Origin of the sequence: Actinotignum sp. UMB0459, from assembly GCF_051905915.1 — a bacterium.
Classification (GTDB): Bacteria; Actinomycetota; Actinomycetes; order Actinomycetales; family Actinomycetaceae; genus Actinotignum; species Actinotignum sanguinis.
This window is the reverse complement of sequence record NZ_JBQAIK010000012.1, coordinates 26,029-43,586: the sequence shown is the minus strand read 5'-3', so window position 1 is coordinate 43,586 and position 17,558 is coordinate 26,029. Positions and strand designations below refer to the sequence as shown.

The window sequence follows — 17,558 nt, the reverse complement described above, 5'->3', positions numbered from 1 at the left end:
CCCGCCGCCGCACGTGGGAACCGGTGTTTCCTCCCGGGACTGCCCGTCTTCGTCATTAGACTATATATATGCATTTCACCACCCTGACTGCCGAGGAATACGCTTCCGCTACCCGTCACAGCTCGCGTCTCTTCCTCGCCCAGCTTCCCGAATACGGCCAGTGGCGCACCGAGCAGGGCGACACCGTAGATTATGTGGGGGTGCGCGAAGGTGAGGAGCTGCGCGGTGTTGCCCTCATTACCTACCAGCCGTGGAAAAAGCTGTTCACCCGCGCCATTATTGCCAATGGCCCCACCCTGGATTGGGAGGACGGCGAGCTGGTCGATTTCTTTTTCACGCAGCTCGCCGCGTATCTTGCCACCAAGAAGTGGGTGATTGCGCTGCGCATCACCCCCAATGTCCCCGCCGCTCTATACGCGGACATCGAAAAGGTTGCGGATTCGCCCCTGGGGGCGCGGGTAACCGAGCAGCTGCGCGCGGCCGGGTTTCAGCGTATCGCGGTGGATCCCCATGACCCGGCCGATATTCATTTTATTTACACGAAAGATATTGCCGGGAAGAGTTTCGAGGAGATCGCTGATTCCCTCACGAAAACGATGCGCCGCCAGGTCAAGCACGTGGGACGCTACGGCGTGGAGGTGCATACCGGCGGGGTTGAGCTATGGCAGACCTTCCACCAGCTTTACGAGTCCTCGCGCGAACGCACCGAGATGGCGGAAATCTCTGATTATTCCGCACAGCTGTATACCGGGATGATGGAGAAGCTGGGCCCTGAGCGCTCTTTCCTAGCGATTGCCTACGCGCATCCAGCTACCTACCTGGAAGAGATCACCGCGAATATCGCCCGCCTCGATGAGCAGATCGCCCAGAATTCCACCGAGCCGCGCACCCGCAAAAAGGAGGGCGCCCTCAAGGAGCTCGGCAGCCAGCGCGCTTCCCTCCTCAAGCAGGAAACCGAGGCCCGCGATTTAACGCAGCGTTACGGCACTAGTGTGCCTTTTGCCGGAGTTCTGGCTTTCCGCTGGGGCGATGAGCTGGTGCAGCTGCTCCGCGGCTTCAATAAGGATTTCACCACCTATAACCGTGATTACCCGGTCGAATCCACCCTGCTGCGCTGGGCGGCGGCCCACGATATTTCCACCTACAACTCCCTCGGGATTTCCGGTATTTTTGACGATTCCGCTCCCGATTACCCGGTGCTCGAATACAAGCGCAAACTCAACGGGAACGTGGAGGAATTCATCGGTACCTTCGCCCTGGCGCTACGCCCGGAGGCCAAGCTCACGGGAGCGCTGATCTAGCCCCTCCGGCACGGTGCCGAAGATAGGTACGACGACGGGGCTGCGCCGCCGGCGCAGCCCGGCTAGCTACCGCCAGCTCATGAGCGGCGGCGCAAACGGGCCAAAATCTTAACCACGGGGCGGAAGAGCACGTCGATTTCTTCCATTTTCGCGATTTTCATGCCGCCCACGTACACCAGCACCATAACGCTCCCTCCCACGATGAGGCCCGGGAGGGCCTGCGCCGGGGTCATGGGGCTGAAGACGGGGCCCACCAGGCGGGCCGCCCCGTAGCCGGCCGCGGCTGCCAGGCCGGAAATCCCCAGGAGTTTGAGATGGAAGGAAGCCAGGACTGCGCCGTCGACCCCACCCATGCGTGGGGACAGGTGCCACAGCATCACGATGACCGCAAAAATATTGGCGAGCGAGCCCACAATACCCACCGCCCACACCACGTGCTGGGGTGGGAGTAGCGCGCAGAAAACCGTGAGCACGCAAGAGGCACCCTGGAAAGGCAAGCTAATGAGGAAGGCGCCGCGGGTATCCTCAAAGGCGTAGTAGACGCGGTCAAGTACGCTCACCGCGCCGATGCCGAAGAGCCCGAGGGCCATGGAGGCCACCACTTTCCCGAGAGTGACGGCCTGCTCCGCGCTCGAGGTGATAGCGAAGAGGCGGGAGACGGGCACCGCGAAAACCATGAGGCCGATGGCGGCCAAGAACATGATGGTGGAGACGATACGCAAGGTTCGGGACACGTCGCGGCGCATCCGATCCCGGTCTCCGTCCGCCGCTGCCCGCGAGATACGGGTAAAGACCGCGGTGGCGATGGAAACCACGAAAAGGGAGGTGGGCAGGGAGTATATAGTGTAGGCGGTATCGTAAGCGAAATTACCCGCCACGTACTCCGAATTCATCCCCATGCGAATGGCCCGGTCAGAGGCCCCGGCGGCAGCATTGGAGATGAGCGCCGTCGGAATAATGGAGGTGACCATCATGAGGAGCATCCACCAGGAAGCCCGGCCGGCCGCTCCCAGCCCGGAATTACGCCACCGGAAATCAAAACGGAAATGGATGCCCAGGCGGCGCAGCGGCCAGATGAGGATGAGGGCTTGGGCGACGATCCCCAAGGTGGAAATACCGCCGAGCCAGCCCACCCGTGAGGCGGTCCAGCGCCCGGCTTCCAGAGCGTCTTCCGGGGTGGCCGAACCAAAAAGAGCGAGGATGGCGAGCATCCCGAGAACCGCCACCACGTTATTGAGAGCCGGAGCCCACATATAGGGCCCGAAGTTTTCGCGGGCGTTGAGGATCTGCCCAATAACGGTATACATGCCGTAGAAGAAAATCTGAGGCAGGCACCAGTAGGCCCAGGCCACCGTGAGCCGATACCAGTCCTCGGACATGGTAGCCGCCATAACTTTGACCACGGCGGGCGCGGCTAGGGTAATAAGCACCGTCACCGCACCCAGGCCCACAATCGCCACGGTAAGGAGCTTGTTGATAAAAGCGGCGCCTTCTTTCTCCCCCCGTTTGGTGGCCCGCACGATTGCCGGCACCAGCACCGCGTTGACCAGGCCCCCCACAATAATCATGTAAATGAGATTGGGGAGTTTATTGGCGATCCCGAAAGCGTTGCCGGCTGGCGAGGTCAGACCCACCACCGCACCGAGGAGAATCGGGGAACGCACCAGGCCGAGGATACGCGAAACGAGCGTACCGAAGAACATAATGATGGAGGCCCGCGCGGCACTCGCGCTTTTTTCACCGGAACTCGCTGAGGTATCGGCTCCCGCGGAGCCGCAGGAAGTATCAGGCTCGGGGCCTGCGGCAGCGGATTCCGCCATGTCCGGGCGGGCATCCGCACCGTGATCAGCCACAAAATGCCGTCCGGTCGGACGGCGCGGGGGGAAGAAACGCATGCCTTGAGCTTAGCCTTAGAATCCAGATTCGGTGGGATGCGGATAGAAGCGCCGCATCTTCTGAACCGCGCGGATATCGGAAAGCATCCGGAAAACAGTGCGTTTCAGGTGGCGGTCCTTGCTATAGGCAATGGGGTTAACCACCGGGCCCTGCCGGCGCACCCGCCGCACTTCCGCGGCCAGCTGCGGATCGCGCAGGTAGCGGCGCCCCGCCAGCCACGCGGGAATAATCGCGAAAATCCCGGCGCGATTGACCCGCTGGAGCGGCGCGGTTTCCCCGGCGATATCCGCCATCAGGGCACGCGCCAGATTCACCCCGCCCACCTTGAGGTAGTAGTGCCCGCGCCCGGCCCGCGGATTGAGGTCCAACCAGTAGGCCCGGCCGGTACGCGGATCAATTTTCACGTCCATGGAGAAGAAGCCGCGCAGGCCCACCTCGCGCACGATCCGTTCGGCCCGCTCGGTCAGGAAACCATCCGGATCCGTGAGGATAATCCCGGCATTGCCGATAAGCGAAGGCTCATGCAGCCCCAGCAATACCCTCCCCGAGCCAATCGCGCTGAGGTGCCCGCGCGAATCGATATACCCGTTGACAACCCACTGGGTGGTGTCATCCCCCGGAATAAGTTCTTGAGCGATGAGGTCAATATCGACCTGGCGTCCGGCAAGCGTGGCAAATTTCGCGCGGGCTGCTGCGGCGTCGTCGAATACCTCCACCTTTTTCAGGCCTGTGGCGTAAAGCGAAGTGGGGTTATCGGCGCGCGCGGGTTTGACGACAATGGGGAAGGGCAGCGTGGCGAGCGCCGCATCCCAGGTATCGGGTTGGGAAAGATGTACGACGGCGCGCCGCGGGGCCGCCTCCCCCACCTTTTCGTACACCTGCGCCATCGCCTCTTTCGAATTCGCCAGGTCCACGACCTCCGGTGCGGCGAAAGGGAAGAACCAGTTAGAAGCCAGACGGTGCCGGTTGCGCACAATCACATCCACGCCTTCATCAACATTAACGAGGCAGATGAGGGTCCGGTCCGCGAACTCCGCGGCCAAAGAATTGAGCAACGCCACGAATTTTTCTTCGTCCTCCATAATGTGGCGTTCACAGTACCGCACCGAGAGGATAGAGGAATTATTGATATGCCCGCGCGGGTATTCGGCAACGACGAGCGAATTCACCCCGTAAGTCTCGTGGAAAAGCCGCGCAAAACTATAGGCTTCCACCTCATTACCGAAAATCACCGGCAGTGCATCCATACGTGTTCTCCCTCCGTGCCCGGCCGCGGGCACGGTCATTATGCTAGCAGCGCCGCGCTAAAGTAGAAGGCAGCACTCCGCCCACGTGAAAGGACCATCGTGACCGAAGCCGATATCCCCAACATCGAGGTTCGTTTGCCGATTAAACTCGGCCAGTTCGTGAAATTAGCATCGCTGGCCGCTTCGGGCGCCGAAGCCCGCGAGCTTATTGAGGCAGGCGATATTAGCGTGAACGGTCGGGTAGAAACCCGACGCGGCAGCGCACTGCGCGACGGCGATGTGGTTGCCCTCGCCCAGCCGCGCGGCGCGCTGCGCGTACGAGTTACGAGCCTTTAGCAGCCCACCAGTTTCTGGGCCAGGAAACCCTCCACCTTCTCTAGTGGGATACGGACCTGCTCCATGGTGTCACGGTCACGCACCGTCACCGCCTGATCCTCGAGGGTATCGAAGTCCACGGTCACGCAGTACGGGGTGCCAATTTCGTCCTGGCGGCGGTAGCGGCGCCCGACCGCCCCGGCGTCGTCGAAATCAACATTCCACGAGGCCCGCAAGCGCGCGGCAAGATCCGCGGCCAAGGGGGTGAGCTTCTCGTTACGCGAGAGCGGGAGCACCGCGGCCTTGACGGGTGCCAGGCGCGGATCCAGGCGCAGCACGGTACGCTTATCTACCCCGCCCTCGGTATTGGGGGCTTCATCTTCCACGTAGGCATCCACGAGGAAAGCCATAAGCGAACGGGTGAGCCCCGCCGAGGGCTCAATCACGTAAGGAACATAGCGTTCCCCACTGGCCTGGTCGAAGTAGGACAGATCCTTACCCGAATGCTTAATATGGGTGGTCAAGTCAAAATCGGTACGGTTGGCGATGCCTTCCAGCTCACCCCAATCCGACCCCTGGAAACCGAATTTGTACTCGATATCCACGGTGCGCTTGGAGTAATGGGAGAGCTTCTCCTTGGGGTGTTCGTACAGGCGCAAGTGCTCCGGGTTGATCCCCAGGTCCTTGTACCAATCCAGGCGCTGGTCAATCCAGTACTGGTGCCATTCTTCGTCCTCACCGGGTTTAACGAAGAATTCCAGTTCCATCTGCTCGAATTCACGGGTGCGGAAAATGAAGTTTCCGGGGGTGATTTCATTGCGGAACGACTTGCCGATCTGACCGATGCCGAAAGGCGGCTTCTTCCGCGAGGTGGTTTGTACATTCGCGAAGTTGACGAAAATACCCTGCGCGGTTTCCGGGCGCAGGTAGTGCAGACCGGATTCGTCTTCCACCGGGCCGAGGGTGGTTTTCAGCATCATATTAAAATCGCGCGGCTCGGTCCATTGGCCCTTCACCCCGCAATGCGGGCAGCCCAGCTCCGAGGTAGGGATGGAATCCGGGTCGTCAATATGCTTTTTCGCGGCCTGGGCTTCCTGGAGCTGATCCATACGCAGGCGCTTGTGACAGTTGAGGCATTCGATGAGGGGATCGTTGAACACACCGACGTGCCCGGATGCCACCCACACTTCTCGCGGCAAAATGATGGAGGAGTCAATGCCAACAACGTTATCGCGACTTTGCACCATATACCGCCACCACTGGCGCTTAATATTTTCTTTTAGCTCGGTTCCCAGCGGGCCGTAATCCCAGGCCGAGCGGGTGCCGCCATAAATTTCCCCGGCGGGGAAAACGAAACCGCGGCGCTTGGCCAAAGAAATAACGTTATCGAGACGGGAGGGAGCAGGCTTAGCCAACGTTGTTCCTTTCTATTGCGCGCATCCGGATGATGCGTGGCCTGTCTAGTCTACCGCCGCGCCCGTTTCCGCGCGGTCCCGGCCGGTGCGGAAAACGAAAAGGAAATATGCGACGACGACGCCCAGCACCACCACTGCGGCAATTCCCCACGGGTTACCGAAAATAGCTGCCCACACCGCTCGCAAGGCGAGCATACCCACCGTGGAGTAGATCGCCGCCCACCCCAGCCAGCCGGGAAGCGCGGCCAAGGTGAAACGCCAGCCACTCATGCGGGTAAGCCCGGCACCGATGAGGATGGCGGTTTGCACGCCGATGGTGAAGAAGCCGAGGGTGACGAGGGGCCAGCCGCGGCGCGCCACCCGCTGCGAGGCAGCGATCACGCGTTCGTCGTGCGCCCATGCCCAGGCGCGGTGGGCGAGGCGATTGCGCGGTTCGCGCTGCCGCGCCACCAGGTAAGCGGCGTAGCGCCCCAGCCAGAAGGTGGCGCTGGAGCGCAAGGAAACAACCAGGAAAAGGAAAAGATAGACGAAAGCAAAGGAACGCCCGGCCAGGAATGAGAAAGAATCCATGCTCAGCGATCCGTTCCTTCCCGGCTCCGCCCCGATGTTTTCCCGGCGCAATCGGAACAGATTCCAATGAGTTCAAGAGTGTGGTCCACATCCGAGAATCCGTTGGCCGTGGCGATGGAACGCACCCAATCTTCGGCACCTGCGAGTGCGATTTCCACGGTTTTCCCGCAGCGCCGGCACATGAGATGGTGGTGGTGTTCTTCGGTTTCGCAATAGCGGTAGAGGGTTTCGGTACCCTCCTGCATGGTGTCGAGAATCCCTTCCTCCGCCATGGCCTGCAAGGTGCGATACACGGTGGCGAGGCCGATGCGCCGGCCCTCCCGGGAGAGCTTTTCGTGGAGCTCCTGGGCGGAAACAAATTCCGGAATTGTTTCCACCATCTTCGAAATGGCGATCCGCTGGGCAGTTACCCGCGGTTTAGACGCGTTCATGAACCCTCCTGTGGTTGCGCCGTACCAGCGTGGATACCATTGCCACGGCCGCGTACCCGGCAATGAGAATCACCGCGATCATAGCCCCCGGAGAGGCAGAAACATAGCGGGTAATGACCAATCCGACAAGTGCAGCTCCGCATCCGAGCCCCATGGCCAGGCGCTGGGTGTGAGCCAGCGAGGAGCACACCAGCTGGGCGGTAGCCACCGGGACGATCATCATGGCCGAGACCAGCAGGATTCCCACCACCCGCATGGAGACCGCCACCGTTAGGGCCGCCGTGACCGCGATGAGAATATTAAAAGCCCGCACCGGCAGGCCCGAGGCCCGCGCGAAATCTTCATCGTTCGTCACCGAAAAGAGCGGGCCGCGCAGCCCGATACCCACCGCGAGAATCACCACGGTGAGGGCCACCGTGTACCACACGTCCTGCCCCGTGACCGTGGTAACCGAGCCGAAGAGGTAGTAGTTGAGGTTCGCCGTCGTCCCACCCGCGAGGGAAATAAGCAGTACCCCGCAAGCAATACCGCCGTAAAACAAAATCGCAAGTGCGGTATCTCCCGAAGTTATCCCCGAGGATCGCACCCATTCGATAATGAGCGCGCCGAGCACCGCGATAATGAGCGCACCGGGTACCGCATAACGTTCGGGTTGGCCGTGCAACCAGGTACCGGTCAACCAGCCGAGAGCCACTCCGGTCAGAGCCACGTGTCCGATGCCGTCGCCCATGAGGGCCATGCCGCGTTGGACGAGGTAGCTGCCCACCACCGGTGCGGCCAGCCCTACGAGTACCGCTACCAGCAGCGAGCGCATCATGAGGGGCGAGGAAAGAATATCTGCGATCATTGCGCCACTCCCCCGTGGACGTAGCCATCTGATACCTGAATATCGCGACCCACCAGGTGCTCAAGTTCCCCGCGTTCGTGGAGCACCATAACGAGAGTGAGGCCCGCGCCGTGCAAGCGGGTGAGAATATCGGCCAGATCGGCACGGGCTCGAGCGTCAATCCCGGCCAAGGGTTCGTCAAGAACCAGCAGATCGGGGCGTCGCACCAGCGCGCGAGCGATCATGACGCGGTGTTGCTGCCCGCCGGAAAAGACCCGCACCGGATCCTGGGCGCGGTTGTCCAAACCCACCGCGGCGAGGGCCTCATAGGCGGCCGCGCGGGCCGCTTTCCCTTTATCCGCGAAGAGGTGACGACCGGACAGCAAACCGGAGCGCACCACTTCCAGAGCGGTGGCAGGCAGGTTACCGGCGTGCACCATCGATTGGGGCACGTAGCCTACCCGGTGCCAGGGCACCCGGCGGGACCGGGCCGTATCCACCCCGAAAACCTGCGCGGTTCCGGTATGGGGAACGACGCCGAGAAGCCCTTTGACCAAGGTTGATTTGCCCGAGCCATTGGGCCCGAAGATCCCCACCGATTCCCCGGTCGCTATCTCCAGCTGCGCCGAATGCACAATCTCGCGCCCGCCCAGGGTAATGCACAGATCGCGCGCGAAGAGGGCCGGGGACGGACTTACTGGCACTGCAATCCCTCACGCAAATGGGCGAGGTTGGTATCCATAATGGCCAGATAACCCGCGCCCTCCGGATCGGATTCCGCGGTGCTCAGCGAGGAGAGGCGCGCCCCGGTTTCCGCGGCGATAGCCTCGGCGGTTTTCGCCGGACTATTTACTTCCGCAAAGATGGTGCGGGTCCCGGTTTCCGCCATTATGCGTTTCACTTCGGAAATATCGAGCGGGGAGGGGTCCTGATCCGGGTCAATTCCCGAGATTCCCACCTGGACAAGGTTGTATCGGTCCGTGAGGTAACCGAAGGCCGCGTGGGAGGAAACCACCGTGGTGGTAGCGCACTGGGAAAGACCGGTGGAGTAGCGCGAATTGAGATCGGAAAGCTCCTGCTTGAGGCGCGCGAAATTCGCTTCAAAATCAGCGCGGTGTTCCGGGTCCATTGAGGAGAGCGAGGCGGTGATTGCCTCACCCACGTCCCGCATCCGCACCGGGTCGAGCCAGAAATGCGGGTCCAGGACACGCCCGGCTTCAGTGGCTTCATCCCCGTGGTTATCAGCCAGACCGCGGTGGTGAACCAGTTTGGCGGCGTCGGCCAGATTGACGGCATGACCGCCCCCGATGGTAGAGATCGCCGCATCGAGAGAGGGCTGGAATCCGGCGACGTAGAAGATAACGTCCGTGGCTTCCAGTTCCGCGACCTGTTTCGGGGAGAACTCGTAATCGTGGGGTTCTACATTGGTGGGGGTGGCGGAGGTGACCTCCACGTAGTCCCCGCCGATTTGTTCGGCGAGCCACCGGATCGGGGTGAAAGATGCCGTCACACCAATGCGTGCGGTATCCGCACTCGGTGCAGCTGCGGAGCTTGCGGCACCATCCGCGGACGAGGTGGAGGATGGCTGGCATCCGGTCAGCAGCGCGGTGGTTCCCAGCAGCGCTGTGCATCCGAGCAAGGCCGCCGTACGAGTCAAAGTTTTCTTCACCCGGCCAGTCTACCCAACGCGCCCGTACCCGCGCCGGAGCGGCCGGCCCCACTGCCCGCCCCGCCCCGCGCAGCTGCTACACCAGGCAATTACGCCCGAGGAGTACCTTGAGATCTGAGAAGAAACGCGCTTCGGGTTTGACGTAGAATTCCTGGCCCACCTGCACCACCGAGGTACGCCCGGGGCGCTGGATATGGAGCCGCACCGGGGCACTTCCCGGGTAGGTACGCAGCAGGTCGCTCAGCTGCCCGAGCAGATCGCGAGTGCAGATACGTTCAGCCAACTGCACATCCACGGGAGAATCGGGGAGCAAGTCACCGCTGGGAATTTTCATATCCTGTGCGGAGAGCTGAATATTGCCATCACGATCCGAGACGCGCGCGGTAATAATGGCTACCTGATCCGGGGCGAGCAGCCCGGCCACGGTCTGGTAGGTGGCCGGGAAGAAGTTGATCTCCGTACTGCCCGTCATATCCTCCAGAACAATCGTCGCCCACATCTTCCCGTTTTTCTTGGAGATGCGCGGCTGGACAGCTGTCACGAGTCCGGCCAAGGTCACAGTCCGCCCGTCCGTTGCGGCGTCGTCGTCCAAAAGACGCACCACCGTGGTATCGGCCGCGCGATCCAAAATATGTTCCATGCCGGAGAGCGGGTGGTCGGAAACATACAGGCCGAGCATATCGCGCTCGAGGTTGAGCTTTTCGCGTTTATCCCATTCGGGCAGCTCGGGGATATCGACCTCCACCCCGCCGGCGATTTCCGAACCGCCGAACAAATCGAACTGCCCCACCGCTTCATTCTTCTTCAGGGCGACGACGGCATCCACCGCTTCCGCGACTTTGGAGAGCAAAGCGCGGCGGGTATAGCCCATGGAATCGAAAGCCCCGGCGCGTACAAGACATTCCACGCTGCGCTTATTGAGGACCTCAAGAGGGACCTTATCGAGGAAATCTTGGAAGGAAGTGAAAGCACCCTTCTCTTCGCGGGCACTAATAATGCCGTCCACGACTTTCGCGCCCACGTTGCGCACCGCGGACAGACCGAAGCGGATCTCCTCCCCCACAGCGGAGAAATTCGCCAGGGATTCGTTCACATCGGGGACCAGCACCTTGATGCCCATACGGCGAGCTTCCCCGAGGTAGACCGCCATTTTGTCTTTATTGTCTTTACGCGAGGTGAGGAGGGCTGCCATGTATTCCACTGGGTAGTGGGCTTTCAGGTAAGCCGTCCAGTAGGAGATCACACCGTAGCAAGCTGAATGGGACTTGTTGAACGCGTAGGACGCGAAAGGTTCCATGGTGCCCCATAGGGTTTTCACCGCGTCCTTGCTGAAGCCCTGGGCCACCATCCCGGCTTCGAAATCGACGTACATCTTATCCATGACGTCTTTTTTCTTCTTACCCATGGCTTTGCGCAGCGAATCTGCCTGGCCCATGGTGAAGCCGGCCACCGTCCGGGCGATCTGCATGATCTGTTCCTGATAGACGATCAGGCCGTAGGTGGGGGCCAGAATCGGCTCGAGAATCTCCTCCAACTCGGGATGGATCGCCTCGATTTTCTGCAGGCCGTTCTTCCGCAGCGCGTAATTGGTATGGGAATTCATCCCCATGGGGCCGGGGCGATAGAGCGCAGAAACGGCAGAAATGTCCTCGAAATTGGTGGGCTTCATCTGCTTGAGCAGAGTGCGCATCCCCGAACCATCCAGCTGGAAAATGCCGAGGGTATCGGCATGTTGGAGCAGCTCAAAGGTGCGTTCATCATCGAGGGGAACACTGTCAATATCGAGCGGCTCTTTATTATTTGCCACGATATTCTCCAGGGCGTCTTCAATGGTGGTGAGATTGGACAGTCCCAGGAAGTCCATTTTGAGGATGCCAAGGTCCTCGCATTCGGGATATTCGAATTGGGTGATGACCGCGCCGTCGGCCGGGCGTTTCATCACCGGAATAACATCTGTGAGCGGGACGGAGGACATGAGGATGGCGCAGGCGTGCACGCCCCACTGGCGGGTGAGTCCTTCAATACCCTGGGCCAGGTCGAAAACGCGTTTGGCATCCACGTCGGTGGAAACCATATCGCGGAATTCCCCGGCTTCCATATAGCGAGAATTCTTCTCATCGAACACGCCGGAAAGCGGGATGTCCTTGCCCATAACCGAGGGCGGGAGGGCCTTGGTGAGACGTTCACCCATGTCGAAGGGGTAGCCGAGCACCCGAGAGGCATCCTTGAGAGCCTGCTTCGTTTTAATGGTGCCGAAGGTAACCACCTGGGAAACTTTGTCATGCCCGTATTTATCTTCCACGTAGGCGATGACTTCCCCGCGGCGGCGTTCATCGAAGTCCACGTCGATATCGGGCATGGATACGCGTTCCGGGTTGAGGAAACGTTCGAAGAGGAGACCGTGTTCGATGGGATCCAATTCGGTGATATGCAGCGCGTAGGCCACCATGGAGCCGGCCCCGGAGCCACGCCCCGGGCCCACCCGGATGCCATTGCGTTTGGCCCAGAGAATGTAATCGGAAACCACGAGGAAGTAGCCGGGGAAGCCCATCTGGACAATAACTTCCACTTCGTAATTGGCACGCTGGCGCACGTGATCGGGAATATGTTCCCCGTAGCGCGAATGCAGGCCGCGTTCCACTTCTTTAATAAACCAGGAAGTGATGTCCTCCCCTTCGGGCACCGGGAAGACCGGCATGTAATTGGCGCCTTCGGCGGCGGTGGTGAAGGAAATATTGCAGCGTTCGGCCACCAAGAGGGTGTTTTCCATCGCCCCGGGCAGGTCCCCGAAAAGGCGATACATTTCTTCGGTGGAGCGCAGATGGTAGCCGTGCCCATCAAATTTGAAACGATTGGGATCCTGGAGGGTGGAACCGGAGTTAATGCAGAGCATGGCATCCTGGACGGAATGGTCCTCCGCACGCACATAATGCGAGTCATTGGTGGCCAGTAGCGGCGCATTGATTTTCTTCGCGAGGTCGAGCAGGTCATTTCGAGTGCGCCGCTCGATTTCGTTATCGTGGTCCATGATTTCCACGAAGTAGTTTTCTTTACCGAAGATCTCCTGCATCCGCCCGGCAGCTTCCAGAGCTTCGGCGTGCTGCCCCAGGCGCAGCCTTGTTTGTACCTCCCCGGAGGGGCAGCCGGCGGTGCCGATGAGTCCCTCGTGCAGCTCCTCGAGGAGTTCGAGATCCATGCGGGGCCATTTGCCCATCTGGCCCTCCAGCGAGGCGCGCGAATCGAGCCGGAAAAGGTTATGCATCCCGGTGTTATTGGTGGCAAGCAAAGTCATATGGGTATAGGCCCCGCGCGCGGACACGTCATCGCTGCGCTGCGATTCATCCCCCCATAGCACCCGGTTACTGGAGTACCGCGAGGTACCCGGGGTCATATAGGCTTCCACCCCGATAATCGGCTTAATACCCGCGTCTTTACAGGCCCGGTAAAACTCGTAGGCGCCGAAGCAGTAGCCGTGGTCAGTAATGGCCAACGCACTTTGATTTTGGGCAACGGCCTGCGCCACCAAGGGCTTGATTTTAGCGGCCCCGTCCAGCAGGGAGTATTCGGTATGGGTGTGGAGGTGAACGAAATCTGAGGGAGCGGCCATGGGGCCTAGTCTATCCAGCGCTCACTATCCGCGCCATTTCCCGGTGCCAGATGCGCGCGTCTAGGAAGGGTCCACGGGTGGTGAGTTCGTAGCCGAGGGCCCGGTAGAAGCCGATTTTGTCCTCTTGGGCATCGAGGACAATTCGCACCTGCCCGGCGTGTCCGAATTCGCGCAGCGCAATCTGGGCCGCGGCCTCGCACAGGAAGCGCCCTATGCCCAGGCCGCGGGCGGAAGGGCGCACGCAGACCCGCCCCAGGTGTACGACGCCCTCCGTGGTTGCGTAAACCCGTGCCGCACCTAATGCTTCACCCGCATTATTTTCGACGACGACGTGGTGGGCGCGTTCGTCTATGTCGTCAAGTTCTTCTTCCAGCAGCACGCCCTGCTCCCCGCAGAAGACCTCGATGCGGATAGCGCGGGCCCGTTCCAGGTCTCCCTCGAGACAACGCAGCTGCGCCGTCGTCATGAAAAGACTCCCGCGCGCATACGTTCGAGCGCGGTGGCAAGATCCTCCGGGTAGGGGGCCTCAAATTCGCGCCAGCTGCCATCGGGATGTTCGAAGCCGAGGTGGGTGGCGTGCAGCCACTGGCGGGTCAAGCCGAGCGTTTCACTCAGCCCCGGATCGGCTCCGTAGGTAGCATCGCCCACGCAGGGATGGCCGAGCGCCGCCATATGCACCCGAATCTGGTGGGTGCGCCCCGTTTCCAGGTGGACCCGGAGGAGACTGCCTCCGGCCATGGCTTCCAGGGTGTCATAGTGCGTAATGGAGTGGCGTCCATCTGCGCGCACCCCCATTTTCCACTGGTGGCGCGGGTCGCGCCCAATAGGGGCATCCACGGTGCCGGAAAGCGGGTCGGGATGCCCTTGGACGAGGGCATGATAGATCTTTTCGGGAACGCGGTTGCGGAACTCATCCTTGAGTAGCACGTAGGCGCGTTCCGATTTGGCCACCACCATACAGCCGGAGGTTCCCACGTCTAAGCGATGCACAATCCCCTTGCGTTCGGCCGGGCCGTAGGCGGAGAGTTGCATCCCGGAGTTCATGAGAGCGCCCAGCACGTCCGGGCCGGTGAAGTTAAGGGAAGGGTGAGCGGCCAGGCCCGCGGGTTTATCCACCACCACCAGATCGGCATCTTCGTAAAGGATGGGGATCGTGGCATCTCCCCCGCGCGGGGCCACGGTGCGCGGGGTAGGAATATCGATTTCCAGGATGCTCTGCGCGCGTAGCCGCACTGATTTCGGCACCGGGTTGCCGTCCAAGAGCACATCTCCGGCATCGATCAGGCGCTGCACTTCGGCGCGCGAAAGACCGGTAAGACGCGCGATAGCGGCATCAATACGTACGTCGGTGAATTCTTCCGTGACCGGATAGGTCCGCCACATGCTAGTCGCCTCGCTCGGGGCCGCCTGGCGCGGGCACAGAATCTGATGGATGCACCGTATCTGCCGACTGGGAGAGCGGAAGCGCGGCGGTATCCGGAGTCGTGCCTGAGTCCGCTGATCCCGGAGCTGCGCCGTCGTTCATCAAGAACGCGACAACGATCATGATCACGGCCCCGGCTACCAGCGCAATATCGGCCACGTTTCCAACGAACCAGTCGAAGTAGGCGATGAAATCGACCACGTGCCCGGCGAAACCGCCCGGTTCGAAGAAAATGCGGTCGATGAGGTTGCCGGCCGCGCCACCCCACATGAGGGCGAGACCGACACCGATCCACCGGTGGCGTACTCGCGCCGCGAGAGCTGGGAAGACCGCGAGCACCACAATAAGTGCGATGACGGTGATAACGCGGGTGGAATTTGCCCCCAGTGAGAATGCTGCGCCCGGGTTAAAGACCAGGTGCAGCCCGAGGGCATCCCCCACAATGGCGATACGCTCCGTTTGGCTGAGGTTAGCTATGGCCCACTGCTTCGTGAGTTGGTCGATGGCCACAACAGCCAACGCCCCCACGAGGATGAGGAACCACGAGGTGCTTCGCCTCACCATACGCACTAGTTACGAGCTTCGGGTTCCTGCGCGCCAGAATCGACGTTGGCGAGCAGCGTCTCAAGGTAGCTGTGCAGGCGTGTGCGGTAATCACGCTCGAAATCACGCAGCTCGGAGATCTTGCGCTCCACCAGACCGCGTTCCTGCTCCAACTGGGCCAGGGTACGGTTGGACTGAGCTTCGGCATCCTCGATGATCTTGGCACTGCGGGTTTCCGCATCCTGGATCTTCTGAGCCTTCTCCGTTTCACCGCGGGCCACGAGTTCTTCGTAGGTCTGCTGCGCCATCTGGAGCACGGCAGCCGCCTGTTCCCCAACGGTACCGGTGGGCTGAGCGAAGGACGCGGTGGTTGTGGCCTGGTCCGGCGCTGCGGGTTCTTCACCCGAACCGTTCTGGAGTTCGGTCACGCGCGCTTCGGCGACGGTGGCGCGATTCTCCGCTTCCTGGAGCTGCTTCGACAGATCAACGATGGTTTCGTAGATCGCGTCAAGGAATTCGTCGACCTGTACCTCGTCGTAACCGGTCTCCGCGGTTTCCGGGCGCTTAAAGCGGACATCCATGACATCCTGTGCCGTGAGCATTGCCATTTCTCACCTCAAGTAGTGTAACGAAACTGTGTTAAGAGCACGTGACTGTGTTATGAGCACACGCCTCTCGGATAAAGCCTACCTCATCTGGGCGAACTACGAGACAAAGATACGTAAAATTATCCCATTGAGAATTTGAAGCACGATAAAAACAACGATGAAACCGATGTCAATCGCGATACCTCCCAGCCGCAAGGGCGGGATAATTTTGCGCACCAGATTGAGAATCGGGTCCGTTAGTGCGTAGACAATATTAACGATAACGAGAAGGGCGCCACTGGGGCGCCAATCACGCGCCGCAATGGTTACTAGATCAATAATCACCCGCGCGAGCAGCACCAAAAGATAGATGCTGATGAGGGTGGAAAGGATAATTCCAACTACTGCCATTAGAACGAATCGCGCGACTCCGGACGCTGGTTTTCCATGCGAACGGTGCGCGGGGTCATGAGCAGAACATCGGCGGAAATCTTATTGAGATCCCCATGCAGCCCGAAGCAGATCCCGGTGGCGAAATCGACAATGCGATTACGCGCAATATCATCGGCTTCCGCCAGGTTGATAATGACGGGCAGGCCGTCACGGAACTGTTCCGCGAAGCCCCGCACCTCGGTGAAGGAACGCGGTTTCGCGGTGATAATCCGGGCGATATCCACGGGCTGCTCCACAGCGTGAATTTCACTAACGGGGCTTTCCGCTTCCGCCTCGTAATCATCTTCGTAGTAATCGGCGTCGTCCTGGTAATCCAGGTACTCGTCGTCATTAAGCGTTGCCTTGGAGACAAAACGCTGGAACATTCCCATAGCAGCCAACCCTTCTCGCTGTTCTCGTTTTACGTTAGGCGACGCGCCCGGCCTTGTCAGCACGGCGCGCCGTGGGCGCGTTACAGTCCACCGCGAGCACGCCGGCAAAGCGGCCGGTGCGCGATGCACGTCGGTAGGAATAAAAATCGGTATCTTCACGGGTGCACTGAGAACTGACGTGGATCTCACTTACCCCGGCAGCGCGCAGCTGAGCGGTGAGCCCGGCCGCAATATCAAGGGAGGGCGTGCCCCAGGCGGTACGCCCGGCAGCTTCCGGAACGCTCGCGGCAACGCTGGCCCGGAGTTCCTCAGGTACCTCGTAGCAGCGTCCGCAAATGGACGGGCCGAGGTAGGCGATGAGGTGCTCCGGACCGAGGGCGCGCGCGGCGGCCGGCCCGATACCGGCCTCCAACCCGCGCCGGCCCACGTGCACCGCAGCTCCGGCGCGACGATCACGCGCCACCAGGAGCAATGGGAGGCAATCGGCCACCATGACTACCGCAGCAGCACCCATCGGTACCGGTGCGGTGCCCGAACTAAACGGGATGTCAATAAGGAGGCCGTCGGTGCCGGGGGCCACGAAGGTACCGGCGGAAGTCAGAACGCCGGCATCTTCAAGGTGGTCCCCGTGCACCTGGTCCATATAGACGGGGCGCTGTCCGATTTGCTCTGCCAGGAGAGCCCGGTTACGCTCCACATCCGCGGGGTCATCCCCCACGTGGTGGGCCACATTGAGACCCGCAAAAGGAGCGTGAGATACCCCGCCAGCGCGGGATGTAAATCCCGCCCGGATGCGACCGCCGGGAACGGAGATATTCGCTACCCACTCCACCAGAGCGTTACGAGTCATTGCTGCCTGAGGTTTCCTATACGCTGTGTTTCCCTGAAGTCCCTTGAGTCCCCT

The 17,558-nt window shown here is 61.0% G+C and carries 18 protein-coding genes; 2 read left to right on the top strand and 16 right to left on the bottom strand.

The genetic code is table 11. The features are described from left to right. Positions 1-68 precede the first annotated feature (68 nt). On the top strand, positions 69-1,301 hold the full coding sequence (locus tag ACTFPK_RS03410; RefSeq protein WP_439911095.1) for a lipid II:glycine glycyltransferase FemX: 1,233 nt from the start codon (positions 69-71) through the stop codon (positions 1,299-1,301). Between the two features lie 77 nt (positions 1,302-1,378). Here the strand turns inward: ACTFPK_RS03410 and murJ are convergent, their stop codons facing one another. Both murJ and ACTFPK_RS03400 read right to left on the bottom strand, forming a co-directional pair. Next, a complete protein-coding gene (gene murJ, locus ACTFPK_RS03405) occupies positions 1,379-3,196 on the bottom strand; it encodes a murein biosynthesis integral membrane protein MurJ (protein ID WP_439911093.1) in 1,818 nt (605 codons plus the stop codon). 15 nt (positions 3,197-3,211) lie between these two features. Then, on the bottom strand, positions 3,212-4,444 hold the full coding sequence (locus tag ACTFPK_RS03400) for a carboxylate--amine ligase (protein ID WP_439911092.1): 1,233 nt from the start codon (positions 4,442-4,444) through the stop codon (positions 3,212-3,214). A 99-nt stretch (positions 4,445-4,543) separates the two neighbouring features. On the opposite strand from ACTFPK_RS03400, the gene ACTFPK_RS03395 reads away from it, so the two are divergent. Continuing rightward, positions 4,544-4,780, top strand: a complete 237-nt coding sequence (locus ACTFPK_RS03395; RefSeq protein ID WP_016442565.1) for an RNA-binding S4 domain-containing protein — start codon at positions 4,544-4,546, stop codon at positions 4,778-4,780. On the opposite strand, the gene ACTFPK_RS03390 is transcribed toward ACTFPK_RS03395, so the two are convergent. The 14 genes from ACTFPK_RS03390 to ACTFPK_RS03325 form a co-directional block, all read right to left on the bottom strand. Further along, positions 4,777-6,174, bottom strand: a complete 1,398-nt coding sequence (locus tag ACTFPK_RS03390; RefSeq protein ID WP_439911091.1) for a glycine--tRNA ligase — start codon at positions 6,172-6,174, stop codon at positions 4,777-4,779. The two genes, ACTFPK_RS03395 and ACTFPK_RS03390, sit on opposite strands and share 4 nt — an antisense overlap. Before the next feature lie 45 nt (positions 6,175-6,219). Further along, positions 6,220-6,744, bottom strand: coding sequence for a VTT domain-containing protein (locus ACTFPK_RS03385; protein ID WP_439911090.1), 525 nt, complete (start codon positions 6,742-6,744; stop codon positions 6,220-6,222). Positions 6,745-6,746: 2 nt separating this feature from the next. Next, entirely contained in the window at positions 6,747-7,175 is a 429-nt protein-coding gene (locus ACTFPK_RS03380) for a Fur family transcriptional regulator (RefSeq protein ID WP_439911089.1), read from the bottom strand. After that, positions 7,162-8,022, bottom strand: a complete 861-nt coding sequence (locus tag ACTFPK_RS03375) for a metal ABC transporter permease (protein WP_439911088.1) — start codon at positions 8,020-8,022, stop codon at positions 7,162-7,164. The genes ACTFPK_RS03380 and ACTFPK_RS03375 overlap by 14 nt, the downstream gene beginning before the upstream one ends. Then, a complete protein-coding gene (locus ACTFPK_RS03370; RefSeq protein WP_439911086.1) occupies positions 8,019-8,705 on the bottom strand; it encodes a metal ABC transporter ATP-binding protein in 687 nt (228 codons plus the stop codon). The genes ACTFPK_RS03375 and ACTFPK_RS03370 overlap by 4 nt, the downstream gene beginning before the upstream one ends. Next, entirely contained in the window at positions 8,696-9,670 is a 975-nt protein-coding gene (locus tag ACTFPK_RS03365; RefSeq protein ID WP_439911085.1) for a metal ABC transporter substrate-binding protein, read from the bottom strand. Before ACTFPK_RS03365 ends, ACTFPK_RS03370 begins: the two co-directional genes overlap by 10 nt. Positions 9,671-9,746: 76 nt before the next feature. Continuing rightward, entirely contained in the window at positions 9,747-13,277 is a 3,531-nt protein-coding gene (dnaE, locus tag ACTFPK_RS03360; RefSeq protein WP_439911084.1) for a DNA polymerase III subunit alpha, read from the bottom strand. A 10-nt stretch (positions 13,278-13,287) separates the two neighbouring features. Continuing rightward, positions 13,288-13,743, bottom strand: coding sequence for a GNAT family N-acetyltransferase (locus tag ACTFPK_RS03355; RefSeq protein ID WP_439911083.1), 456 nt, complete (start codon positions 13,741-13,743; stop codon positions 13,288-13,290). Then, complete coding sequence (locus ACTFPK_RS03350; RefSeq protein WP_439911082.1) at positions 13,740-14,660, bottom strand: RluA family pseudouridine synthase; 921 nt, start codon at positions 14,658-14,660, stop codon at positions 13,740-13,742. The genes ACTFPK_RS03355 and ACTFPK_RS03350 overlap by 4 nt, the downstream gene beginning before the upstream one ends. Position 14,661: 1 nt before the next feature. Next, entirely contained in the window at positions 14,662-15,264 is a 603-nt protein-coding gene (locus ACTFPK_RS03345) for a signal peptidase II (RefSeq protein WP_439911081.1), read from the bottom strand. A 5-nt stretch (positions 15,265-15,269) separates the two neighbouring features. Further along, positions 15,270-15,845, bottom strand: a complete 576-nt coding sequence (locus ACTFPK_RS03340; protein ID WP_284891192.1) for a DivIVA domain-containing protein — start codon at positions 15,843-15,845, stop codon at positions 15,270-15,272. 102 nt (positions 15,846-15,947) lie between these two features. After that, positions 15,948-16,241, bottom strand: coding sequence for a YggT family protein (locus tag ACTFPK_RS03335; protein ID WP_126134614.1), 294 nt, complete (start codon positions 16,239-16,241; stop codon positions 15,948-15,950). Next, a complete protein-coding gene (locus tag ACTFPK_RS03330) occupies positions 16,241-16,648 on the bottom strand; it encodes a cell division protein SepF (RefSeq protein WP_439911080.1) in 408 nt (135 codons plus the stop codon). Before ACTFPK_RS03330 ends, ACTFPK_RS03335 begins: the two co-directional genes overlap by 1 nt. 40 nt (positions 16,649-16,688) lie before the next feature. Next, on the bottom strand, positions 16,689-17,504 hold the full coding sequence (locus ACTFPK_RS03325; RefSeq protein ID WP_439911079.1) for a polyphenol oxidase family protein: 816 nt from the start codon (positions 17,502-17,504) through the stop codon (positions 16,689-16,691). Positions 17,505-17,558: the final 54 nt, after the last annotated feature.